We start from the raw sequence: 21,232 nt of genomic DNA, 5'->3' as shown, positions 1-21,232 counted from the left end.
GGTATAACGTCGGGGGATGAGCGCGCTCCCTTCCACGAACTGGGCCGGCACCGTCGTCTTCGAAGCACGCGAGCGATACGCGCCGCGGACGACGTCGCAGGTGCAGGATGCGGTCTGCCGGGCAGCGGCCGACGGTGGGCGGCTGAGGGTGGTCGGCACCGGCCACAGCTTCAACGACATCGCCGACACAGACGGCGTGCAGCTCAGCCTCCTCGACCTCGAGCGTCGCATCGACCTCGACGAGGACGCACGCTGCGTCACCATCGACGGCGGCGCCACGTATGCGCAGGTCAACGCCGTTCTCGCGCAGCGTGGTTGGGCGTTCGAGAACCTTGCGTCACTGCCGCACATCACCGTCGCCGGGGCCATCGCGACGGCGACGCATGGCTCCGGCTGGGAGCGTCCGAGCCTCGCGTCTGCGGTGCGTTCGCTCACCCACGTCACCGCTGCGGGCGAGCTGCACACGATGACGCGCGGCGAACCCGGGTTCGAGCACTATCCCGTGCATCTCGGTCTGTTCGGGCCCGTCGTCGAGTTGATCCTCGACGTCGTGCCCGCGTTCGACATCGCAACGACGGTGTACGAAGGGCTCGAATACGACACCCTCGTCGACCATCTCGACGACCTGACGCGCCCGCTCTACTCGTTCAGCATCGCCCCCGACTGGAGCGACGGCGGTCGGGCGTTGCTCTTCGCCAAGCGTCCGCGCGGCGTCGATGCTCCGGCGCAGCTCGCCGGCGCCCGCGCCGCCACGAGCCCTCGTCACCCGAGCCCAGGCGCTGATCCCGTCGCGGTGACTGAGCAGCTCGGTGTTCACGGGCCGAGCGCCGAACGGCTGACTCACTTCCGCAGCGACTTCACCCCCAGCGTCGGCGACGAGGTGCAGAGCGAGTACTTTGTTTCACGTGAAACGGTCGCGGACGCCCTGCGAGCGCTGCCACGGTTCGCCGACGTCTTCGCCCGCCTCGCGCATTCGATGGAGATCCGCGCCGTCGCCGGCGACAGCCTCAGTGCGAGCCCGTTCGCCACAGGCGAGATGCTCGCCATCCACCTCACCTGGCGCCGCGACCCGGACGCCGTCCGCCGTGAACTGCCGGCCCTCGAAGCTGCACTCGGCCACCCGCGCCCGCACTGGGGCAAGCTGCACGCGGCACCGCCACAGCAGCTCAGCGAACAGTTCCCCGGACTGCATGCCCTCGACGGCGAGGCGCGTCGGCATGACCCGTCCGGCATGTTCCGCAACGCCTGGGTCGAGCGGTTGCTCGGGAATGAGCCGGCCTGATTTGGTGCTGCAACCGGGGCAGGCGTAACTTCCTGAGACGTGGAGAGCATAGATGTTCGATAAGAAAAAACAGCCCAGTGTGGAACTGGCCGGTGAGGCCGCTCACGCCTCTGCCGTCGCGCAGTTGAGGGCCTCCTTCGAAGCCATCCCCGCCGGCGCCACGGTGCGCCTCGCGAAGAAGACCTCGAACCTCTTCCGTCCGCGCGAGAAAGCGAAGGTAGGCCTCGACGTCAGCGGCCTCACGGGCGTCATCAGCATCGACGCCGACGCTCGCACGGCCGACGTCCAGGGCATGTGCACGTACGAGAACCTCGTCGACGCCACGCTCGAGCACGGCCTCATGCCGCTCGTCGTCCCGCAGTTGCGCACGATCACCCTCGGCGGCGCCGTCACCGGCCTCGGCATCGAGTCGACGTCGTTCAAGAACGGACTGCCGCACGAGTCCGTCCTCGAGATGGACATCCTCACCGGCACCGGCGAGCTGCTCACCGCCTCGCCGACCAACGAGCACGCCGACCTCTTCCGCGCCTTCCCCAACAGCTACGGCAGCCTGGGCTACGCGACGCGTCTGCGCATCGAACTGCAGCCGATCGGTGACCTCGTCGAGACGCGCAACGTGCGGTTCGCGAGCGTCGCAGCCATGACGCGAGCGATCGACGCCATCGTCGAGACCCGCGAGTGGCAGGGCGAACGCGTCGACGGCCTCGACGGCATGATCGTCAGCAAGGACGAGGCCTATCTCGTGCTCGCCAACTTCTTCCCCGAGACGCGCCGCCGCCCGAGCGACTACACGGGGCAGAACATCTTCTACAAGAGCATCAGTGAGCTCGACCGCGACACCTTGAGCGCGCACGACTACATCTGGCGTTGGGACACCGACTGGTTCTGGTGCTCCGACGCGTTCTTCGCACAGAACCCGAAGGTGCGACGCGTGTGGCCGCGCAAGTACCGTCGCAGCGACTTCTACCACCGCATCGTCGGGTGGGAGAACCGCTGGGGCTTCGCCGCGAAGATCGACGAGATGCGCGGCGAACTGCCGCGCGAGCGCGTCGTGCAGGACGTCGAGGTGCCCCTCGAACAGCTCGAGACGTTCATGCCGTGGTTCGACGAGCACGTCGGCATGACGCCCGTGTGGGTGTGCCCGCTGCGCCTGCGCGGCGACGACGCGTGGCCGCTGTACCAGCTCGAACCGAACCGCACGTACGTCAACGTCGGGTTCTGGGGCACCGTCGCCATCACCCCCGGGCGGGCTGACGGCGACGTCAACCGCGACATCGAGGCCGTGCTGCCGACGATGCACGGCCACAAGTCGCTCTATTCCGACGTCTACTACGACGCCGAGACGTTCGAAGAGCTGTACGGCGCAGACGAATACCGCCGCATGAAGACGAAGTACGACCCGCAGGGCCGCCTTCCTGAGTTCGCTGACAAGATGAGGACGCACGCATGAGCCAGACCACGACCGCCACCCCCCTCGTCGCCCAGGCCGTCCAGGCCGTGTTGGAGGAGCCGTTGCCCTTCCGCATCACGGCGTACGACGGCACCGACATCGGCCCGCGCGACAGCGACATCGCCGTGCGTGTCGAGAGCGAGGAGGGGCTGCGCTACCTCCTCAGCGCCCCTGGCGATCTCGGCCTCGCCCGCGCCTATCTGACGGGCACGCTGACCGGCACCGGTTTCCACCCTGGTGACCCCTACGAGGTGTTCAGCCGCATCAAGCGTGACGTGCGCACGAAGCAGCTGACGCCGAAGGGCGTCGCGTCGGCGCTCGCGCCCGTCGTCAAGCAGCTGGGGCCGAAGGCGTTCGTCCACCCGCCGCTGCCCGAGGTCGAGAACGAGCCCCGCTGGAAGCGCCACCTCGCCAAGGTGAACCCGGTGGGTCGCGCCGCCGACTCGATCAAGCACCACTATGACGTCTCGAACGCGTTCTACGAGAAGGTGCTCGGTGACTCGATGGCCTACACGTGTGCCGTGTTCGACACGCCGGACGACACCCTCGAGGAAGCGCAGGAGCGCAAGTTCGCCCTCGTTGCCGACAAGCTCGACCTGCAGCCCGGCCAACGGCTGCTCGACGTCGGCTGCGGCTGGGGCGGCATGGCGATGCACGCCGCTCGCGAGCGCGGCGTCCACGTCATAGGCGTCACCCTGAGCAAGGAGCAGGCCGAGTGGGGTCAGCGCGCCGTGCGTGAGGCGGGCCTCGAGAGCCTCGTCGAGATCCGCCACGGCGACTACCGCGACGTCACCGAGACGGGCTTCGACGCCGTCAGCTCGATCGGCCTCACGGAGCACATCGGCGTGAAGAACTACGCCAACTACTTCTCGTTCCTGCACTCGAAGCTGCGCGACGGTGGCCGCCTGCTCAACCACTGCATCACGCGTCGCGACGACACGGCATCGGCCAAGCCGGAGCCGTTCACCGATCGCTATGTCTTCCCCGACGGCGAGCTCGCCTCGCCGGGGCGGCTCATCAGGGAGTGCCACGACGCCGGTTTCGAGGTTCAGCACGACGAGAACCTGCGCCTGTCGTACGCCCTGACGCTGCGCGACTGGTGCCGCAACCTCGAGGCGAACTGGGATTTCTGCGTCGCCGAGGCGGGCCTGCCGACCGCGAAGGTGTGGGGCATCTACATGGCCGGTTCACGCCTCGGGTTCGAGGAGGGCTGGCTGCACCTGCACCAGGTGCTCGCCACGAAGACGACCGACAACGGCGACAACGGCGGCTACCCGCTGGGCTCGCACTGGGCACCCTGAGCTCTCACTGGCGGTGCTGAGCGGCTGCCCGTTGCCCGTCCAGACGTAGGCGACGCGCAATCATGACGGTGGGGGTGATGCCGACGAGCATCGCCGCCACCGTCATGATCTGCGTCCACGCGAACGCGTTCTGGAACGAACTGTTCGCGATGGCGACGGCCGCCGAGCGCAGGTTGAACGCGAGGATCGCGGCGCGGGCCCCTGACGCGCGGCGTGTGCGCGCCCAGTAGACGAGAGCGCCGACGGCCGGCGCGAGCAGCGACCACATGTACGCGCTCAAATCGCTGCCACCATGCGACTTCACGAACTCGACCGTGACGATCGACGCTCCGATCTCGAACACGGTCACGGCGATCATGAACCATCGATCACCGCTGCTCACGGAAGGGGGAGTGCTCCACGGGCGTTCTGCTCTCAGTATGGCCGCCCGGGTGCGGCGGGCCCCTGACGAATGTCACGGTGTGGCCGCCGTTGATGCATAACTCGACCTTTATGTTTGGCCAGTGCTACGTTATGTGTGGGTCACGAGCCCCGGCGCGAAGTCTCGGCTGGCCGGGCGGCAACCCCCATGCGAACGCACACGCGCGCCGGGGTGCCCCGAGTAACGACCCGGCCGCCCGTCGACCGACGCGGCGGCAAGCGCAACGAAGGGTCTGCCATGACACTCCTCGACACCACGCCCGACACGAACGTCGACTCCGCGAGCGGCGCACCGACGGGTGTTCCGACGAGCGCAGCGGCGCGCCACGGCGGCACCGTCGCGACGCCCGGGCTGCGCATCGAACGCCTCGGCCCGGCGTTCGGCGCAATCGTCCACGGCGTCGACCTCGCGCAGGTCGACGACGCGATAGCGTTCGACCTGCGCCGCGCGCTGCTCGCGCACAAGGTGCTCTTCTTCCGGGGTCAGGACGCGTTCGACGACGACGCTCAGGTGCGCCTCGGAAACCTGCTCGGCGAGCTGACGGCGGGCCACCCCGTCGCGGGCACGCACGAGCGCAAGGAGATCTACTCGATCGACTCCTCCGACCCCGAGTTCTCGTTCTCCGACGAGTGGCACACGGATGTCACGTTCATGAAGGAGCCGCCGGCCATCAGCGTCCTGCGCGCCGTGACGCTGCCGGACTACGGCGGCGACACCTCCTGGGCCGACGCGCAGGCGGCGTACGACTCGCTGTCGGAGCCGTTCCGCGGCCTCGTCGACCAGCTCGTCGCCGCCCACGACGGCAACCGCGAATGGGGCGCCTACCTGCGCAAGAACGGTGGGCAGGAGTGGAGCGGCGAGGTCGTCACCGAGCTGCCCGTCGTCGAGCACCCCGTCGTGCGTGTGCACCCCGAGACGGGCCGTCGCGGGTTGTTCGTCAACCCCGGTTTCACCTCCCACATCGTCGGCGTGTCGCAGGCCGAGTCGCGGGCGATCCTCGACGTGCTGTACGCGCACCTGACGCAGCCCGAACACACCATCCGCCACCGTTGGGCGCCCGGCGACGTCGGCATCTGGGACAACCGCGCGACGTCGCACTACGCGAACCGCGACTACGTCGACGCCAACCTTGGCCCGCGCGCCATGAGGCGCGTGACGGTCGGTGGCGACAAGCCCGTCGGCGTCAATGGCCTGACGGGTGGCGCAGCTGCCTGACGGTGTGAGCTGACATGGCGCGGTGCGGGTCTCTGGGGCCCGCATCGCGTCGTCATGTACCCCTCTGCGATTTTCGTCCCCCTTCGCGAATCCCGTCCCCATCGGCGAATCCCGTCCCCATCGGCGAATCCCGTCCCCATCGGCGAATCCGGTCCCCATCGGCGAATCCGGTCCCCATCGGCGATTTTCGTCCCCATCGGCGATTTGCGTGTGTACATTCGTCCAGCCGGCCGTCGGGAAAATCGGTCGCCGGGGGCGTCGCACGGTGATGGAATGACGGGATGCTGACGCTCATCAGGCCCGACGCCGCTCGCTACGACGACTGGAAGGACGCATTCGACGAGTTCGGCGCGACGCCGAAAGACGGCACGGGCTATCGTCGCGACGACGTCGTCGACACGTCGCGCGCCGGGTTCGACGCCTACCTCACCGATCGTGCGCGCCAGGGCGATACGACCGTCGCGCCGCCTGAGGGATTCGTGCACTGCAGCTATTTCTGGGTGCTCGACGGCCCGCGGGCGGGGGAGGGTGACATCGTCGGCTTTCTGGCCCTGCGTCACACCCTCACCGAGGTGCTGTATGAGGCGATCGGTCACATCGGCTACTCGGTGCGTCCCAGCGCTCGTGGGCGGGGCGTCGCCGCGGGCGCGCTGATGCTCGGTCTCGACGAGGCGCGGGCGCTCGGCGTCGAACAGGTGCTGGTGTGCTGCAGCACCGAGAATCCGGCGTCACGTGCCGTCATCGAGAAGTGCGGCGGGCAGTTCGAGGACGTCCGCTCCCACCCCGCGTTTCCGGGCGAGACACGTCGCTACTGGTTCGGCTCGCCGCCGTTTCCGCAGGGACCGACGGCCTGACGCCGGCTGCGGCGGGTGCGAATGCGACCGAAAATCGCAGATGAGGACGAGAATCGCCGACGGGGACAGGAATCGCAGAAGGGGCACGGTGCGGGGCGGCCCGGCCGAGGTCAGTCCCCATCCGAACTCAGGCCCCCAAACCCTCAGCCGACGTCGTGACCAGGATGTGATTGCTCGGTCCGCGAGCCGAGACGCCGTACCCATGGGTAGACCCCTACTGTGGCCTTACTCACATCGGCCGTCATGGCCACCAGCACTACCAGGAGGTCACCGTGGCGGCGTCACGTCTCGACACCCTCGACCGCGATCCGGGGTTGCCCCCCGTCGCGGTCGAACCCCCTCGCACCATCACCGGGCGGCAGAAGATCATGATCGCCGTCGCGGCGATCGTCGCCGCCATCGGCTGGACGATGGTCGCCTTCGTCCGCGGTGAGCACGTCAACGCCATCTGGTTCGTGTTCGCGGCCGTCGGCAGCTACGTCATCGGCTACATGCTCTACAGCCGTCTCATCGCGTACAAGGTCGTGCAGCCGCGCGACGACATCGCGACGCCGGCGGAGCAGTTCGAGAACGGCCAGGACTACATGCCGACGGACCGTCGCGTCCTGTTCGGCCACCACTTCGCCGCCATCGCCGGCGCCGGCCCCCTCGTCGGCCCCGTGCTCGCCGCGCAGATGGGTTACCTGCCGGGCACGATGTGGATCATCTTCGGCGTCATCTTCGCGGGCGCCGTGCAGGACTACATGGTGCTCGCCATCTCGACGCGCCGTGGCGGCCGCAGCATCGGCCAGATGGCGCGCGACACGCTCGGCCCCGTCGGTGGTTGGGCGGCGATGCTCGCCGTCATGACGATCATGGTCATCCTCATCGCGGTGCTCGGCCTCGTCGTCGTCAACGCGCTCGCCGAGTCGCCGTGGGGTGTGTTCTCGATCGCGATGACGATCCCGATCGCCCTGTTCATGGGCTGCTACCTGCGCTTCCTGCGTCCGGGGTCGGTCACCGAGGTGTCGCTCATCGGCGTCGTGCTCCTGCTGCTCGCGATCGTCTCCGGCGGCTGGGTCGCCGAGACGGCCTGGGGCAAGGACATGTTCACGCTGTCTCCGACGGCGCTCGCCTGGTGCCTCATCGTCTACGGGTTCGCCGCGGCCGTCCTGCCGGTCTGGCTGCTGCTCGCGCCGCGTGACTATCTGTCGACGTTCATGAAGGTCGGCACGATCGTCCTGCTCGCGCTCGGCATCATCATCGCGCGTCCGGCGATCGACATCCCCGCGATCACGTCGTTCGGCAAGCACGGCAACGGTCCCGTCTTCGCGGGTTCGCTGTTCCCGTTCCTGTTCATCACGATTGCGTGCGGCGCGTTGTCCGGCTTCCACGCGCTCATCTCGTCGGGCACGACGCCGAAGCTCATCCAGAAGGAGAGCCAGGCGCGACTCATCGGGTACGGCTCGATGCTCGTCGAGTCGTTCGTCGCCATCATGGCGCTCATCGCGGCGGCCATCATCGACCAGCACCTGTACTTCGTCATCAACGCCCCCGCCGGCGTGACGGGTGGGACGGCCGAGAAGGCCGCGACGTGGGTGAACTCGATAGGCTTGGGCGGTAATCCGATCACCGCGCCCGAGATCACCCAGGCCGCGAAGGACGTCGGCGAGGCTTCGGTCGTGTCGCGCACCGGTGGCGCCCCGACGTTCGCGTTCGGCATGTCGGACGTGTTCAGCCGCGTCATCCCAGGCGATTCGATGAAGCAGTTCTGGTACCACTTCGCGATCATGTTCGAGGCGCTGTTCATCCTGACGACGGTCGACGCCGGCACGCGCGTCGCACGTTTCATGTTGTCGGAGACGCTCGGCAACGTGCCCGGGCTGCACCGCTTCCGTGACACTTCCTGGCGCGTCGGTGCGTGGATCTCGACGCTCGTCGTCGTCGCCGCATGGGGTTCGATCCTGCTCATGGGCGTCACCGACCCGCTGGGTGGCATCAACACGCTGTTCCCGCTGTTCGGCATCGCCAACCAGTTGCTGGCCGCCGTCGCGCTGACGGTCGTGACGGTCGTCGTCATCCGCAACGGCAAGGCGAAGTGGGCGTGGATCCCGGGCATCCCGCTCGCCTGGGATCTGCTCGTGACGATGGTCGCGAGCTACCAGAAAATCTTCTCGAGCGACGCGAAGATCGGCTACTGGGCGCAGCACAACGCGTTCGTCGACGCCAAGAACAAGGGGTTGACGAAGTTCAAGACGGCCAAGACCCCCGAGGAGATCGACGCCGTCATCCGTAACACGCTCATCCAGGAGACGCTCTCGGTTCTCTTCGCGGTGCTCGTCATCGTCGTCGTCATCGCGGGTGTGTTCGCGGCGCTCAAGGCGCTGCGCACCGGGCACGTCGACCCCGAGGTGCGCGACGGCGCTGTGCCGTCGCAGATCTTCGCGCCGAGCGGCATGCGCGTCACGCCCGACGAGGAGAGCGTGCTAGCCCAGTGGCTTGAGGCGGGCCTCGACCCCGAGGGCGTGCATGCGGGTGAGCGCGTCCATGCCTGAGCCGCGCGGAATCGTCGGCGCGCTCAAGTGGTACGTCGCCTCGATGATGGGCGACAACCACTACGAGCGCTACTTGCGCCATCACGCCGTCGCCCACCCCGGCAAGGCGCCGATGTCGAAGCGCGACTACTGGCGTGAACGCACCGACGCCCAGGACCGCAACCCCGGCGCGCGGTGCTGCTGAGGGGTCTCGGTTCGAGACCGCGGGTCTGAACGCGACGAGAGGGGCTGACGCATCAAGCGTCAGCCCCTCTCGCAGTGCGGCCCGTCACTGTCGCAAGCGATCCGTCCGTGCGACGGGTTGGGCCAGGCTCGGCAACGAATGTGGACGAAAATCGCAGATGGGGACGGGAATCGAACAGGGGGCGCGTGTCAGCGGCGCAGCGTCTGGCCCAGGATGCCGGGGAGGTGACGGCGGACGTCGGACATGCGTGAGTGACGCGCGTTGGCGACGCGCACGCGCAGTGCCTTCTCCTCGACCCACATCTCCATCTCACGCACGTCGCCGAGGACGTCGCCGTCGAGTTCGAGCGCGCGCGGGCGTCCCATGGCCTTGGCCGCGACGCGGGCGCAGCGTGTGCGCTCGACGCGACCCGTGGTGCGCCGCGAGCGGGCGAAGATCTGCGCCGAGAGCGCAGCCCATTGCAGGGGCCCGTCGGCGGAGAGCCAGACGGTGTCGAAGCGCCCGTCGGTGCCGTTGGCGCCTGGCATGAGTTGCACCCCCGCCGTCAGCTGACCGAAGTTGCCGACGAGCAGCGTCGTCGTCTTCTTCGTGTGCGGCGCGCCGTCGTCGAAGGAGGCGAGCATGCGCTCGGGGCGCTGCGTCACGTAGCGCGCACCGGCGATGGGGTAGGCCATCCACCCGATCCGCTTTTTGAGGGTCTCGCTCGTGGCGTTCATGATGTCGCCATCGAGTCCGAAGCCGGCCATGATGAGGAAGGTGTCGTTCGTCGCCGAGCCGTCCCCGAACGTCGCATGCACCCGCCCGACGTCGATGACGGTGTCCTCGCCCGCGAGCGACCGCGCGAAGTTGAGCGCCGCCGAGCCGTCCACCGAGACGCCGAGGTTGCGCGCGAGCAGGTTGCCGGTGCCCTGTGGCATCAACCCCAGCGGCACGCTCGTGCCGCTCAGCGCCGCGCCGACGTGGCGCACCGTTCCGTCGCCACCGGCGGCGAAGACGATGTCGCAGCCCTGGCGCAGTGCTTGCTGCGTCTGGCCGGTGCCGGGGTCGTCGAGGCGGGTCTGCAGCCACAGCGGCTCGGCCCATCCGGCGTCGCGCGAGACGTCGACGCATTCGCGGCGCAGGGCGCCGAGGTCGTCGACCTTCGTGGGGTTGACGACGATCGCGGCGCGCGGACGGGAGGGCGTGTTCGACACGCCTTGCACTGTAACTGGAATGACGCACATTCGCGCGGGCGATAGCCTTGAGGGGTGATCGACATTCGACTGCTTCGTGACAACCCTGACGCCGTCCGCGCGAGCCAGCGTGCTCGCGGCGCTGACGAGGGCGTCGTCGACCGCATTCTCGAGCTCGACGCGACGCGCCGCAGTTCGCTCGGCGAGTTCGAGAGGGTGCGCGCCGAGCAGAAGCAGGTGTCCAAGAGCGTCGGCGCCGCGATGGGTGCGCTCAACAAGGCCAAGAAGGGCGGTGACGACTCGGAGGTCGCGCGTCTGCAGGCCGAGGCCGACGCCGCGCGCGAGAACGCTGCGACCTTGAGCGCCCGCGTCAAGGAGCTCGAGGCCACTGCCGACGAGGCGGGCAAGGAGTTCGACGCGCTGCTTCGCACCGTCCCCAACGTCGTCCTCGACGGCGTGCCGGCGGGTGGCGAGGACGACTTCGTCACCGTCAAGACGGTCGGTGAGGCCCCGACGTTCGACTTCGAGCCGAAGGATCACCTCGAGATCGGTGAGCTCATCGGCGCGATCGACATGGAGCGCGGCACAAAGGTCTCCGGTTCGCGCTTCTACTTCCTCAAGGGTGTCGGCGCACGCCTCGAGCTGGCGCTGCTGCAGATGGCGCTCGACCAGGCCATCGCCAACGACTTCACCCCGATGATCACGCCGACCCTCGTGCGCCCGGAGACGATGCAGGGCACCGGCTTCGATGTCGCGCACGACGCCGAGATCTACCGCGTGCAGGAGGAGGACAACCTCTACCTCGTCGGCACCTCAGAGGTCGCGCTCGCCGGCTACCACGCGGACGAGATCTTGAACGTCGACGCTCCCGTGCGCTACGCCGGCTGGTCGAGCTGCTACCGCCGCGAGGCCGGTTCGTACGGCAAGGACACGCGCGGCATCATCCGCGTCCACCAGTTCAACAAGGTCGAGATGTTCTCCTACTGCCGCATCGAGGACGCCGAAGCGGAGCACGCTCGCATGCTCGCGTGGGAAGAGGAGATGCTGGCCAAGTGCGAGCTGTCGTACCGCGTCATCGACACCGCCGCCGGTGACCTCGGCACGTCCGCCGCACGCAAGTTCGACTGCGAGGCCTGGGTGCCGACGCAGGGCACCTACCGCGAGCTGACGTCGACGTCGAACTGCACGACGTTCCAGGCGCGCCGCCTCAACATCCGTGAGCGCACCGACGGCGCGACGCGCTCTGTCGCCACGCTCAACGGCACGCTCGCGACGACGCGTTGGCTCGTCGCCATCCTCGAGACGCACCAGCAGGCTGACGGCTCGGTGCGTGTGCCCGAGGCGCTGCGCACGTACATGGGTGGCCTCGAGGTGCTGCCCGTCATCTGACGACGAGCTCGGACGACGCAGTCCGACGAGGGCTGACACGGGCCGGCATCCTGGGCGGGTGCCGGCCCGCGCTCAGCCGATGAAGATCTCCCCGTGCGGATCGATCGCCACCATGATGGCGACGATGATGGTGGCGCCCAGGAAGCCGCTGACGAGTTCGCGCATCTTCTCGGCGCCCATGCCGTTGTCGGTCGCCTCCAGCCACCGTGCGGTGCGGTAGCTCAGCAGCGTCATGAGGGCGAACGCGACGGCGCCCGCCCCGGCCATCGCGACGGGGGTGATGGGTGTCGCCGTGCTCGGTCGCACCATGAGGATCACGCCGCCGATGACGCCGCCCATCTCGCTCGTCTCATGCACGCCCGGCATGGGGTCGTAGTGCTGAGCCCGAATGATTCGCGCCCGACCAGTTCGTGCCGGCGGGCCCGGCCATGTCGGTGCCGGGGGCCGTCCCCGCGGCATGCTCGGCGCTCGCGTCGTCTCCTCGCGTCGTCTGCTCCCGCCGCGCGATGCGGCAGTCGGTGCCGCTGAGGTCGCTCCATGCTCACGCCCGTACGACGCGCCGGTCGTTGCGTCCGTTGCCGCAGGCCACGGTGGTTCGCGTCCGTCGGGTGACAATGAGCGCATGAATGACACCTCCCACGAGACGTCCAAGGCGAACCGTCGTGCCCTCACGCGCCGCACGGGGTTTCGGTTGGTGATCAGCGTGATCGTCGGTGTGCTCGCGGCGTTCGTCACGATCGCCGTCGCCGACCGGACGATCGTGTTCGACGTCATGACGGGGTGGACGGTCGGCGCGATCGGCGTCAGTGCGTGGACGTGGCTGATCGTGCGTGGCATGAACTCGACGCAGGCCGCCGAGCACGCACGCGAGGAGGATCCGAGCGTCGCAGGAGCGGACGCCACCGTCATCGTCGCGACGATGGCGAGCCTCGCGGGGGTCGGGTTGCTGCTCGTCGCGGGCAAGCACAAGACGGGCACCGCCGAAGCCGTGCTCGGGACGGCGAGCGTCGTCGCGTCCTGGTTTCTCGTGCACCTCATGTACATGCTGCGCTACGCCCGTCAGTACTACGGGCCGGCGCCGGCCAGCAACGGCATCGACTTCGAGGGCGGCGAACCCGACTACTACGACTTCGCGTACGTCGCGTTCGACCTCGGAATGACGTACCAGATCAGCGACACGAACCTGAAGAACCGGTGGGTGCGACGCCTCGTGCTGCAGCACACGCTGCTCAGCTACGCGCTCGGCGTCGGCGTCGTCGCGACAGCCATCAATCTCGTCGTGTCGCTCGCGACGAACTGACGCTCCGTCGCGCGGGGGAGGCGGGCTGTCGGTGGCGGCGTCTACCCTCGCAGGCGTGAGGGAGTTCTTCGGTCTGGACGACGACTGGGTGCGGCCGTTGCCACCCGGATGGCAGCGACGGGACGCCGTGATCGCCGTCGTCTTCCTGCTCGGTGCCGTCGTCGAGCTCGAGGCGATGCGCGCGTTGGGTCTGCCGCGCGGCACCTGGGGGCGGCCCGCGCTCTATGCGGCGACGCTCGTCGGGATGCTGCCGCTCGTGTGGCGGCGACGCTTCCCCCTCGCCGTCATGCTGCTGCTCGCCGCGCACATGTTCGCCTTCGGCATGGCGCAGTACGTCGTCATGGGCAACCTCGCGATGCAGGCGGCCTACTTCTTCTCCATCTTCACCGCACTCGCCTGGGGCCGAGATCGCCGGATGACGATGGTCGCGGCGAGCGCCGTCGTCGTGTTCATGTTCGGGTGGGTGGCCGTGCAGCTGTCGGTCGCGTCGGGGCGTGACGCGCTCGTCGACGCCTACGGAAACGGCCGCGGCACCCGCGATGACGCGCTGTTCGGCCCTGGCACAGGAGCGGTGCTCACGAGCGTCATGATGAACGTCCTGTTCTTCGTCACCGCCGTCGCGACGGGCGCCAACTCGTGGCGTGGAGCTCGCGCCCGAGCCCGCGCCGAGGATCAGGCACGCACGATCGAGGAGCAGTCGGCGCAGCTCACCGAACGCGCCGTCGTCGACGAACGACTGCGCATCGCCCGCGAACTGCACGACGTCGTCGCCCACCACGTCGCCGCGATCGGCGTGCAGGCCGCGGCCGCACGCAAGCTCATGACTAAGAACCTGTCGCTCGCGGCCACGTCGCTGACGAACGTCGAGACCTCCTCGCGCGACGCCGTCACGCAGATGCGCAGCCTGCTCGGCACCCTGCGAACCGGGGACGGCGCGTCGTCCGGGCCGGGCCGTCTGCCGCCTGGCGGCGGGGTGGTGTCGGCTGATCTGGCGGTCGCCGCGTCATCGGACGGTTCGCTCGCGACGAGGAACGAGCGCGAGACGGGCGTTGCGCTGGACGCGACGCACCGTCGTCCCGAACCTGGGTTGGACGATCTGCCGCGACTGGTCGAAGAGGTCACCTCGCCCGGGTTCGACGTCGAACTGCGCGACCTCATCGGTGACGTCGACGTGCCTGGCAGCGTCCAACACAGCCTCTACCGCACCGTGCAGGAGGCGCTGGCCAACATCCGGCGCCACTCGACGGCGACGTCCGCGTCCGTCACGGTGCGCAGTGGCGGCGGCGAGGAAGGGGCCGGTGCGGCGCGCTACGCAGAGGTCGAGATCCTCGACGAGGGGCGCCCACGGCAGGGCACCTCGGGCAGCGGCATGGGACTGCTCGGCATGCGTGAACGCGTGACGGCTCATCGCGGCAGCGCCGAGATCGGCCCCCGGCTGACCGGTGGGTACCGCGTGCGCGTCAGGCTGCCGCTACCCGACGCGCGAGGCGACGACGGCGGGCGCTCATGACCGAGGCCGCAGCGAGAGGCCGACAGAGGCAGCGAACGACAGGAGGGTGGGCCTGATGGACGCGCTCAAGGTCGTCATCGTCGATGACCAGAAGATGGTGAGCAGCGGATTCTCGCTCATCCTGTCCGTGGAGGACGACATCGACGTCGTCGCCACCGCGACGAACGGGGCGCAGGCGCTGGACGTGGCCCGCGAGGTGCGGCCCGACGTCACCTTGATGGACGTGCAGATGCCCGTCATGGACGGCATCGAGGCCACGCGACGGTTCGTCGACGAGGGGCTCGGGCGCGTCGTCATCCTCACGACGTTCGATCGCGACGACTACCTCTTCAGTGCGCTCGACGCGGGCGCCAGCGGCTTCTTGCTCAAGAACGCCGACGCGGACGACCTCGCCGACGCCGTGCGCGCCGTCGGGCACGGACACGCCCTGCTCGCCCCGGAGGTGACGCGCCGCGTCATCGAACGACGCGTGCAGGACGGGTCGCTCGGCGCGGGCTCCGAGGCCGCCCGGGCCGCTGACGACGGCCCGGGCAACGTCGGACCGACGACGTCGGCCTGGCCCTTTGCCTCATCGGCCCACTCGACGCCCTCGCTGCCCCCGAGGAGGACGGGCGACGGCGGCCGTCTTGATGACCTCACCCCGCGCGAACGGGAGGTGCTGGGTCTGCTCGGGCGTGGGCTGTCCAACGCGGAGATCGCGGCGGCGCTGTTCGTCGGTGAGGTCACCGTCAAGACACACGTGTCGAACGTGCTGATGAAGCTCGGTCTGCGCGATCGGGTGCAGGCCGTCGTCGCGGCCTATGAGACGGGCCTGGTGCGCGTCGGCGACTGACAGCTCCGTCGCGAGGGGGAGGCGCGAAGATCCGTCGCGCGCCGGATCCGGCGCGGCGGCCAACGCGACAGGCTGAAGGAACGATCGAACATGACGAGGGAGCGGAACATGTTGGAAGCCAGAGGCCTGACCCGCAGGTTCGGTGACAAGACGGCCGTCGACGACGTGTCGTTCGAGGTCGCCGACGGGCAGATGACGGGTTTCATCGGCGGCAACGGCGCCGGCAAGACCACGACGATGCGGATGATCATGGGCGTGCTCGAGCCCAGCGCCGGGGAGGCGTTGTGGAACGGCGAGCCGATGACGCGCGAACATCGCCGGCGCATCGGATACATGCCCGAGGAGCGGGGGCTGTACCCGAAGCAGCCCCTCATCGACCAGCTCGTCTACCTCGCCCAGCTGCGCGGCGTCGCACCCGCTGCGGCGCGTGCCCGCGGGCTCGAACTGCTCGAACGGTTCGGCCTCGGCGACCGAGCGAAGGACAAGCTCGAAGCGCTGTCGCTCGGCAACCAGCAGCGCGTGCAGATCGCGGCGTCCGTCATCGCCGAGCCGGACGCGCTCATCCTCGACGAGCCGTTCAGCGGCCTCGACCCGCGCGCCGTCGACGCGATGGCCGACCTGCTGCGCGAGTTCACCTCGCGCGGCGTGCCCGTGCTGTTCAGCAGCCACCAGCTCGACCTCGTCGAACGCCTCTGCGACAGCCTCGTCTTCCTCGCGGGCGGCCGCGTCGCCGCGCAGGGCACGGCCGCGCAGCTGCGCCGCAGCGGACGCGTCCGTCACCGCCTCGTCCTCGACTCCGACGCCGGGTGGGTGCGTGACGTCGCCGACCGTCTCAGCATCGGTGTCGTCGACGTCGACGGCCCGCGGGCGCTGCTCGAACTGCCCGACGACGCCGAGGGCCGCGAGAGGGCGTCCGACGAGTTGCTGCGCACCGTCATGACACGCGCGAGCATCCGCGAATACGCCGAGGTCCTGCCCCAGCTCGCCGACATCTACCGGGAGGTGGCGTGATGAACGTCCAGACAGCTCAGCGTGATTCGCGTCCGGCGTGGCAGATCGTCGCCCTGCGCGAGATCGCCGTCAAGGCGCGCGACAAGAACTTCCTCGTCGGCCTCGGCGTCACCCTCGCCATGGTGATCGGCACGTTCGCCGTCCAGGTGTGGATCGCCGGCAAGACGGACACGCAGAAGGTCGCGATCGTCGACACGAAGGGCGCCTCCGGGCCGTCGGCGAAGCAGGTCATCGACGGCGCTGCGACGAGTGCGAAGGACGGCGGCGCGAAGGTCGAGTACACGAGCACGGCCTTCCCCGACGATGCCGCAGCCCGCGCCGCCGTCACGAAGGGCGACGCCGACGCCGCACTGCTGCGCACCAACGGCGGCTGGCAACTCGTCGGCGACAAGAACATCGACGACGGGTTGAAGAAGAACGTGACGACGAGCGCCGCACACCTGACGCTCGCGTCGAACGCGGCATCGCAGGGCGTCGAGCTGTCGTCGCTGACGAAGGGCGGCGCCGTGGCGACGTCGACGCTCAGCTCCGACGCCGACCGCGCCGGGCTCGCGAAGGTGGTGTCACTCGTCTTCGCGTTCCTGTTCTACTTCGTCGCGTTCATGTTCGGCATGCCGATCGCGCAGAGCGTCGTCGAAGAGAAGCAGTCACGCATCGTCGAGATCCTCGCGAGCGCCGTGCCGCTGCGCCACATCCTCGCCGGAAAGATCATCGGCAACGCGCTGCTCGCCATCGCTCAGGTGACGTTGCTCGCCGCCGTCGCACTCATCGGGTTGAGCCAGACCAAGTGGAGCGCCTTCGTCGGCACCGTCGCGGGCGCCTCCGGATGGTTCCTGCTGTTCTTCCTCGTCGGATTCTTCGTCGTCGCCTGCATGTTCGCCGTCGCCGGCGCGCTCGCCTCACGCAGCGAGGACGTGCAGTCGACGTCGCAGCCCGTCGTCATGCTCGTCGTCCTCGTGCTCGTCGTCGGCATGTCGCTCAGCGGCACGGCCCAGGTCGTCGCCTCGTACGTTCCGGTCGTCTCGACCGTGACGATGCCGGCACGCATCATGGACGGCAGCGCCGCATGGTGGGAGCCGATCCTCGCCATCGGCATCGCGATCGTCGCGGCGTACGTCATCACCCGTCTCGCGACGCGGCTGTATGAGCGCAGCATCATGCGCACCGGTGGGCGCCTGTCCTACCGCGAGGCGTTCAAGCTCGGGGCCTGACGACTCTGCCGTCCACTGTCGCGCGGCGACCGGGCCGTGGATGGCGCCGCGGCACGTACATTGGGAGCAAGTTCTTTCGTACCTCGAATCATGAAGGAGAGGGGCATGTCGACCAACGACGCGTCCGGCCAGGGCTCGACCTGGAGCGCAGACAACAACGAGCAGGCCACCCACGTCGCGGGTGGCACCGGCGCCGGCGCGACGCCTGGGGGTTCCACGCCCGCCGGGGCCGCGTCGTCGGACGCGGGAGTCTCGATGTCCAAGGACACGGCTGTCTCCGACGACCACACGCAGGCGATCGGCAGTGACGCGACGCGCGTCGCCCCACGCTCAGATGCGCCGGCTCAGCCGGCATGGGGCCCGTCGAGTCAGGGTGGGCAGCAGAACGCCGCGTCGTCGCAGGCATACCCGAGCGCGCCGGGGGTCGGCTATGCCGGGCCGCAGGGCGGTGGCCAGCCTGGGTACAGCCAGAGCGGGTACGACCAGGGCGGACACGGGCAATACCCCGGGGGCCAGAACCCGGCGGGTCCGTCGTACGGCCAGGGCGGTTACCCGGCCGCTCCGCAGAGCGGTTATCCGTCGGCCCCGCAGGGTGGTTACCCCTCCAACAGCCCGCAGGGCGGCTACGGCTCTGCGCCGCAAGGTGGTTACCCGTCGAACAACCCACAGGGTGGCTACCCCTCGTCCGCCCAGAACGGCTACGCGTCGAACAACCCACAGGGCGGCTACCCCTCGTCCCCGCAGGGCGGTTACCCGTCGTCCCCGCAGGGCGGCTACCCCTCGTCCCCGCAAGGCGGTTACCCGTCGTCGCCCCAGGGAGGCTATCCGTCGAACAACCCGCAGGGCGGCTACGCGTCGTCACCGCAGGGCGGTTACCCGTCCTCGCAGGGTGCGGCGTCGAACCAGCAGCACTACACGTCGGCGCCGTACGGTCAGTCGTCCGCACCGGGCGTCGGGCAGACGGGCGCGGCGACCGGCGTCGGCGCGTCGCACGCAACGTCGACCGCCTCGCCTGTCGCGAAGTTCGGGCCGTTCGTGCCCGCGCTGCTCGGGCTGATCGCGCCGTTCGTGGCGTGGGTGACGTTCAAGGCCGGCAGCGAGTCGGTGGCACTCAACGGCATCGGCGGCAACAGCAACACCGCGAACTCCGCGCTCGGTGGGTCGAAGAACACGGCGGGCATCTTCGTCGCGATCCTCGCCCTCGGCCTCGTCGCCGCCGGGGTGCTCGCCTTGCTGGGCAAGCTCAACGCCAAGGTGGCGGGCCTCGTGACCGCGGCGATCGGACTCGTCATCCTCATCCTCGGCATCGTCCAGTTCCCGTCCGCGTCGAGCGCCGTGAGTTCGAATGGTGCGGCCGCCGGATACACCGCGACGATCGGTGCCGGCGTCTGGTTGACGTTGCTCTCCGGCCTCATCGCGATCGCCGTCGGCGTCGTCGCGTTTCTGCAGTCGCGCAAGGCGGACGCGACGAACCCGTCGGCGCACAACACGTCGAACGTGCAGAACAACGGGCAGGGCCCGCAGCAGCCGTGGGGTCAGCAGACCTACTGACACGCTCAACGGCACGCACCTGACGAGGCCGGCTCGCCCCAGACGGGGTGGGCCGGCCTCGTCGACGCGGTGGTGACGCTGCGTCGACTCCTCTGTCGGACGCGGCTGGACCCCGGCCGTGTACGTCCCGCGACGGATGGTCACCGTCAGGAGGGGCCGTTGCGCCTAGGGTGGGTACGTGACTGTCTCTGACACCTGCGCGCCGCCCCCGTCGACCGGTTCGGCGGTTTCGTCGCAGCCGGATGGCAAGGAGTGGCCGCCGCTCATGGTGTGCCTCGACATCGATGGCACCCTGCTGCAGTACGACGGCACGATGCACGACGTCACGCGCGACGCCGTGCGCGCCTGTGTCGAGGCGGGGCATCAGGTCGTGCTGTCGACAGGGCGTGCGGTGATCGCGACGAAGCCGATCATCGACATGCTGGGCCTCTCGTCCGGCTACGCGGTGTGCTCGAACGGCGCGATCACGCTGCGTCTCGACAGCTCACTACCCGACGGGTTCGAGACGATCGAACGCGTCACGTTCGACCCGACGCCGGCGCTGCAGATGCTGCGCGGACAGTGGGAGGACGCCGTCATCGCCGTCGAATCGGGTGACGTGTTCAAGGTGACGGCGCCGTTCCCCGACGGTGAACTCGACGGCGAGCAGGTCGTCGTGCCGTGGGAGGAGCTGATGACGGAGCCCGTCACGCGCGTGACGTTCCGCTCGCCGACCGGCACGAGCGAGGACTTCCTCGACCTCGCCGAACGCGTCGGCCTGCACCAGGTCAACTACGCCGTCGGGTTCACGGCCTGGATGGACATCAACCCCGAGGGCGTGACGAAGGCGTCCGCGCTCGAGCAGGTGCGGCGCAAACTGTGCGTGGAACCAGCGAACACGGTGGCCGTCGGCGACCAGCGCAACGACGTCGAGATGCTCGAATGGGCCGCGCGCGGCGTCGCCATGGGCCAGGCGCCCGACGAGGTGAAGGCCGCCGCCGACGAGGTCACCGCCCCCATCGACGACGACGGCGCCGCCCTCGTCCTGCGCTCGCTCATCTGACCCCCTTCTGCGATCGACGTCCACATTCGCGATTCCCGTACCCATCTGCGCACGGCGTCCACCTTCGCGTGAGACGCGTCGATTTGGGATGATGGGGCGTGCCTGATCTTCACCTGACGTCCGCGACGAACCCGCGCCTCAAGGGCCTCGTCGGCCTGCGCAAGCGCCGCACGCGCGAGACCGAGGGCCTGACGCTCGTCGAGGGGTACGACGAACTGGGTCTGGCGCTCGACGCCGGCGTCCGCCCGCAGACGCTCTACGTCTGCGACGAGTTGATGCTCGACGCGGCGCGGCAGCACGACGTCATCGACGCGGCGCGCACTGCGGGCGCGGAGATCGTCACCGTCGCGCGTCAGGCTTTCGAACGCGTCGCGTATCGCGAGGGGCCGGACGGGTTCCTCGCCGTCGTGCCGAGCGTCAACGCCCATCCGCGCATGCTCGACCTGCCCGCCAACCCGCTGCTGCTCGTCGCCGAGGGCGTCGAGAAGCCCGGAAACCTGGGCGCGATGCTGCGCACGGCTGACGCGGTGGGCGTCGACGGTGTCATCGCGGCCGACCCTGTCACCGACTGGGGCAACCCCAACGTCGTCCGCGGCTCGAAGGGCACCGTCTTCAGCGTGCCGGTTGCGGCGGCACCCACGTCAGAGACGCTGGAATGGTTGCGCGACAACGACATCCCCCTCATCGCGACGACACCCGACACCGACGTCATGCACACCGACATCGACCTGTCCGGGCCCGTCGCCGTCGCCGTCGGCACCGAGAAGTACGGCCTCACCGACGAGATGCTGGGCGCCGCGACGTCCCGCGTCCGCATCCCGATGGTCGGGCAGGTCAACTCGCTCAACGTCGCGACGAGCGCCGCCATCGTGCTCTACGAAGCCATGCGACAGCGCGGCGTGCGGGGCTGACGAGCGGCCACCCGACGCACTCAGGTGACCCGGCGCCGCGAGCGAGGTGCCCCCCGCCACCC

Annotated in this window: 19 protein-coding genes and 1 riboswitch; of the genes, 16 read left to right on the top strand and 3 right to left on the bottom strand. The window is 69.1% G+C overall.

Translation table 11 applies throughout. From position 1 onward, the window contains the following. Positions 1–16: 16 nt before the first annotated feature. From AC1RS9_RS09895 to AC1RS9_RS09885, 3 genes are read left to right on the top strand one after another with little or no spacing between them, the layout of a single operon-like run. A complete protein-coding gene (locus AC1RS9_RS09895; protein WP_038566553.1) occupies positions 17–1,282 on the top strand; it encodes an FAD-binding protein in 1,266 nt (421 codons plus the stop codon). Between the two features lie 52 nt (positions 1,283–1,334). Then, complete coding sequence (locus tag AC1RS9_RS09890) at positions 1,335–2,732, top strand: FAD-binding oxidoreductase (RefSeq protein ID WP_115296669.1); 1,398 nt, start codon at positions 1,335–1,337, stop codon at positions 2,730–2,732. Then, on the top strand, positions 2,729–4,033 hold the full coding sequence (locus AC1RS9_RS09885) for an SAM-dependent methyltransferase (protein ID WP_115296668.1): 1,305 nt from the start codon (positions 2,729–2,731) through the stop codon (positions 4,031–4,033). Before AC1RS9_RS09890 ends, AC1RS9_RS09885 begins: the two co-directional genes overlap by 4 nt. 4 nt (positions 4,034–4,037) lie before the next feature. On the opposite strand, the gene AC1RS9_RS09880 is transcribed toward AC1RS9_RS09885, so the two are convergent. After that, positions 4,038–4,391, bottom strand: coding sequence for a hypothetical protein (locus tag AC1RS9_RS09880; protein ID WP_115296667.1), 354 nt, complete (start codon positions 4,389–4,391; stop codon positions 4,038–4,040). A 162-nt stretch (positions 4,392–4,553) separates the two neighbouring features. Further along, a riboswitch (SAM riboswitch) is annotated at positions 4,554–4,681 on the top strand. A 10-nt stretch (positions 4,682–4,691) separates the two neighbouring features. Between AC1RS9_RS09880 and AC1RS9_RS09875 the strand changes: the two genes are divergently transcribed. The 4 genes from AC1RS9_RS09875 (at position 4,692) to AC1RS9_RS09860 (ending at position 9,241) form a co-directional block, all read left to right on the top strand. Continuing rightward, entirely contained in the window at positions 4,692–5,669 is a 978-nt protein-coding gene (locus AC1RS9_RS09875; protein ID WP_200829267.1) for a TauD/TfdA dioxygenase family protein, read from the top strand. 281 nt (positions 5,670–5,950) lie between these two features. Next, on the top strand, positions 5,951–6,523 hold the full coding sequence (locus AC1RS9_RS09870) for a GNAT family N-acetyltransferase (RefSeq protein ID WP_115296666.1): 573 nt from the start codon (positions 5,951–5,953) through the stop codon (positions 6,521–6,523). 272 nt (positions 6,524–6,795) lie between these two features. Then, entirely contained in the window at positions 6,796–9,057 is a 2,262-nt protein-coding gene (locus AC1RS9_RS09865) for a carbon starvation CstA family protein (RefSeq protein WP_062256727.1), read from the top strand. Continuing rightward, positions 9,050–9,241, top strand: a complete 192-nt coding sequence (locus tag AC1RS9_RS09860; protein WP_062256729.1) for a YbdD/YjiX family protein — start codon at positions 9,050–9,052, stop codon at positions 9,239–9,241. Before AC1RS9_RS09865 ends, AC1RS9_RS09860 begins: the two co-directional genes overlap by 8 nt. Positions 9,242–9,429: 188 nt before the next feature. Here AC1RS9_RS09860 and AC1RS9_RS09855 read toward each other — a convergent pair whose 3' ends face one another. Further along, positions 9,430–10,434 carry a diacylglycerol/lipid kinase family protein gene (locus AC1RS9_RS09855; protein WP_051805515.1) on the bottom strand — a complete coding sequence of 335 codons (1,005 nt, stop codon included), beginning with the start codon at positions 10,432–10,434 and terminating at the stop codon, positions 9,430–9,432. Positions 10,435–10,488: 54 nt separating this feature from the next. On the opposite strand from AC1RS9_RS09855, the gene serS reads away from it, so the two are divergent. After that, the gene (serS, locus tag AC1RS9_RS09850; RefSeq protein ID WP_062256735.1) at positions 10,489–11,802 is read left to right on the top strand and encodes a serine--tRNA ligase; all 1,314 of its coding nucleotides are present in this window, start codon (positions 10,489–10,491) and stop codon (positions 11,800–11,802) included. Positions 11,803–11,874: 72 nt separating this feature from the next. Here serS and AC1RS9_RS09845 read toward each other — a convergent pair whose 3' ends face one another. After that, positions 11,875–12,159, bottom strand: coding sequence for a hypothetical protein (locus AC1RS9_RS09845; RefSeq protein ID WP_156444921.1), 285 nt, complete (start codon positions 12,157–12,159; stop codon positions 11,875–11,877). A gap of 265 nt (positions 12,160–12,424) precedes the next feature. On the opposite strand from AC1RS9_RS09845, the gene AC1RS9_RS09840 reads away from it, so the two are divergent. The 8 genes from AC1RS9_RS09840 (at position 12,425) to AC1RS9_RS09805 (ending at position 21,170) form a co-directional block, all read left to right on the top strand. Further along, positions 12,425–13,102, top strand: a complete 678-nt coding sequence (locus AC1RS9_RS09840; protein WP_492921298.1) for a DUF1345 domain-containing protein — start codon at positions 12,425–12,427, stop codon at positions 13,100–13,102. 55 nt (positions 13,103–13,157) lie between these two features. After that, the gene (locus AC1RS9_RS09835; RefSeq protein ID WP_231729396.1) at positions 13,158–14,612 is read left to right on the top strand and encodes a sensor histidine kinase; all 1,455 of its coding nucleotides are present in this window, start codon (positions 13,158–13,160) and stop codon (positions 14,610–14,612) included. 55 nt (positions 14,613–14,667) lie between these two features. Then, complete coding sequence (locus tag AC1RS9_RS09830) at positions 14,668–15,444, top strand: response regulator (protein ID WP_062256742.1); 777 nt, start codon at positions 14,668–14,670, stop codon at positions 15,442–15,444. A gap of 108 nt (positions 15,445–15,552) precedes the next feature. Beyond that, a complete protein-coding gene (locus tag AC1RS9_RS09825) occupies positions 15,553–16,455 on the top strand; it encodes an ABC transporter ATP-binding protein (RefSeq protein ID WP_492921295.1) in 903 nt (300 codons plus the stop codon). Continuing rightward, complete coding sequence (locus AC1RS9_RS09820; RefSeq protein ID WP_492921293.1) at positions 16,455–17,666, top strand: ABC transporter permease; 1,212 nt, start codon at positions 16,455–16,457, stop codon at positions 17,664–17,666. Before AC1RS9_RS09825 ends, AC1RS9_RS09820 begins: the two co-directional genes overlap by 1 nt. Positions 17,667–17,771: 105 nt before the next feature. Further along, positions 17,772–19,217, top strand: coding sequence for a hypothetical protein (locus AC1RS9_RS09815; protein WP_492921291.1), 1,446 nt, complete (start codon positions 17,772–17,774; stop codon positions 19,215–19,217). A gap of 178 nt (positions 19,218–19,395) precedes the next feature. Further along, the gene (locus AC1RS9_RS09810) at positions 19,396–20,259 is read left to right on the top strand and encodes an HAD family hydrolase (protein ID WP_006947074.1); all 864 of its coding nucleotides are present in this window, start codon (positions 19,396–19,398) and stop codon (positions 20,257–20,259) included. Between the two features lie 98 nt (positions 20,260–20,357). Then, entirely contained in the window at positions 20,358–21,170 is an 813-nt protein-coding gene (locus tag AC1RS9_RS09805; protein ID WP_006946927.1) for a TrmH family RNA methyltransferase, read from the top strand. The last annotated feature ends 62 nt before the right edge of the window (positions 21,171–21,232 follow it).

The organism is Dermacoccus sp. MPR-E5 (assembly GCF_058809565.1).
Note: the sequence above shows the minus strand (reverse complement) of the source record. Positions and strands in the feature narration are given on the sequence as shown.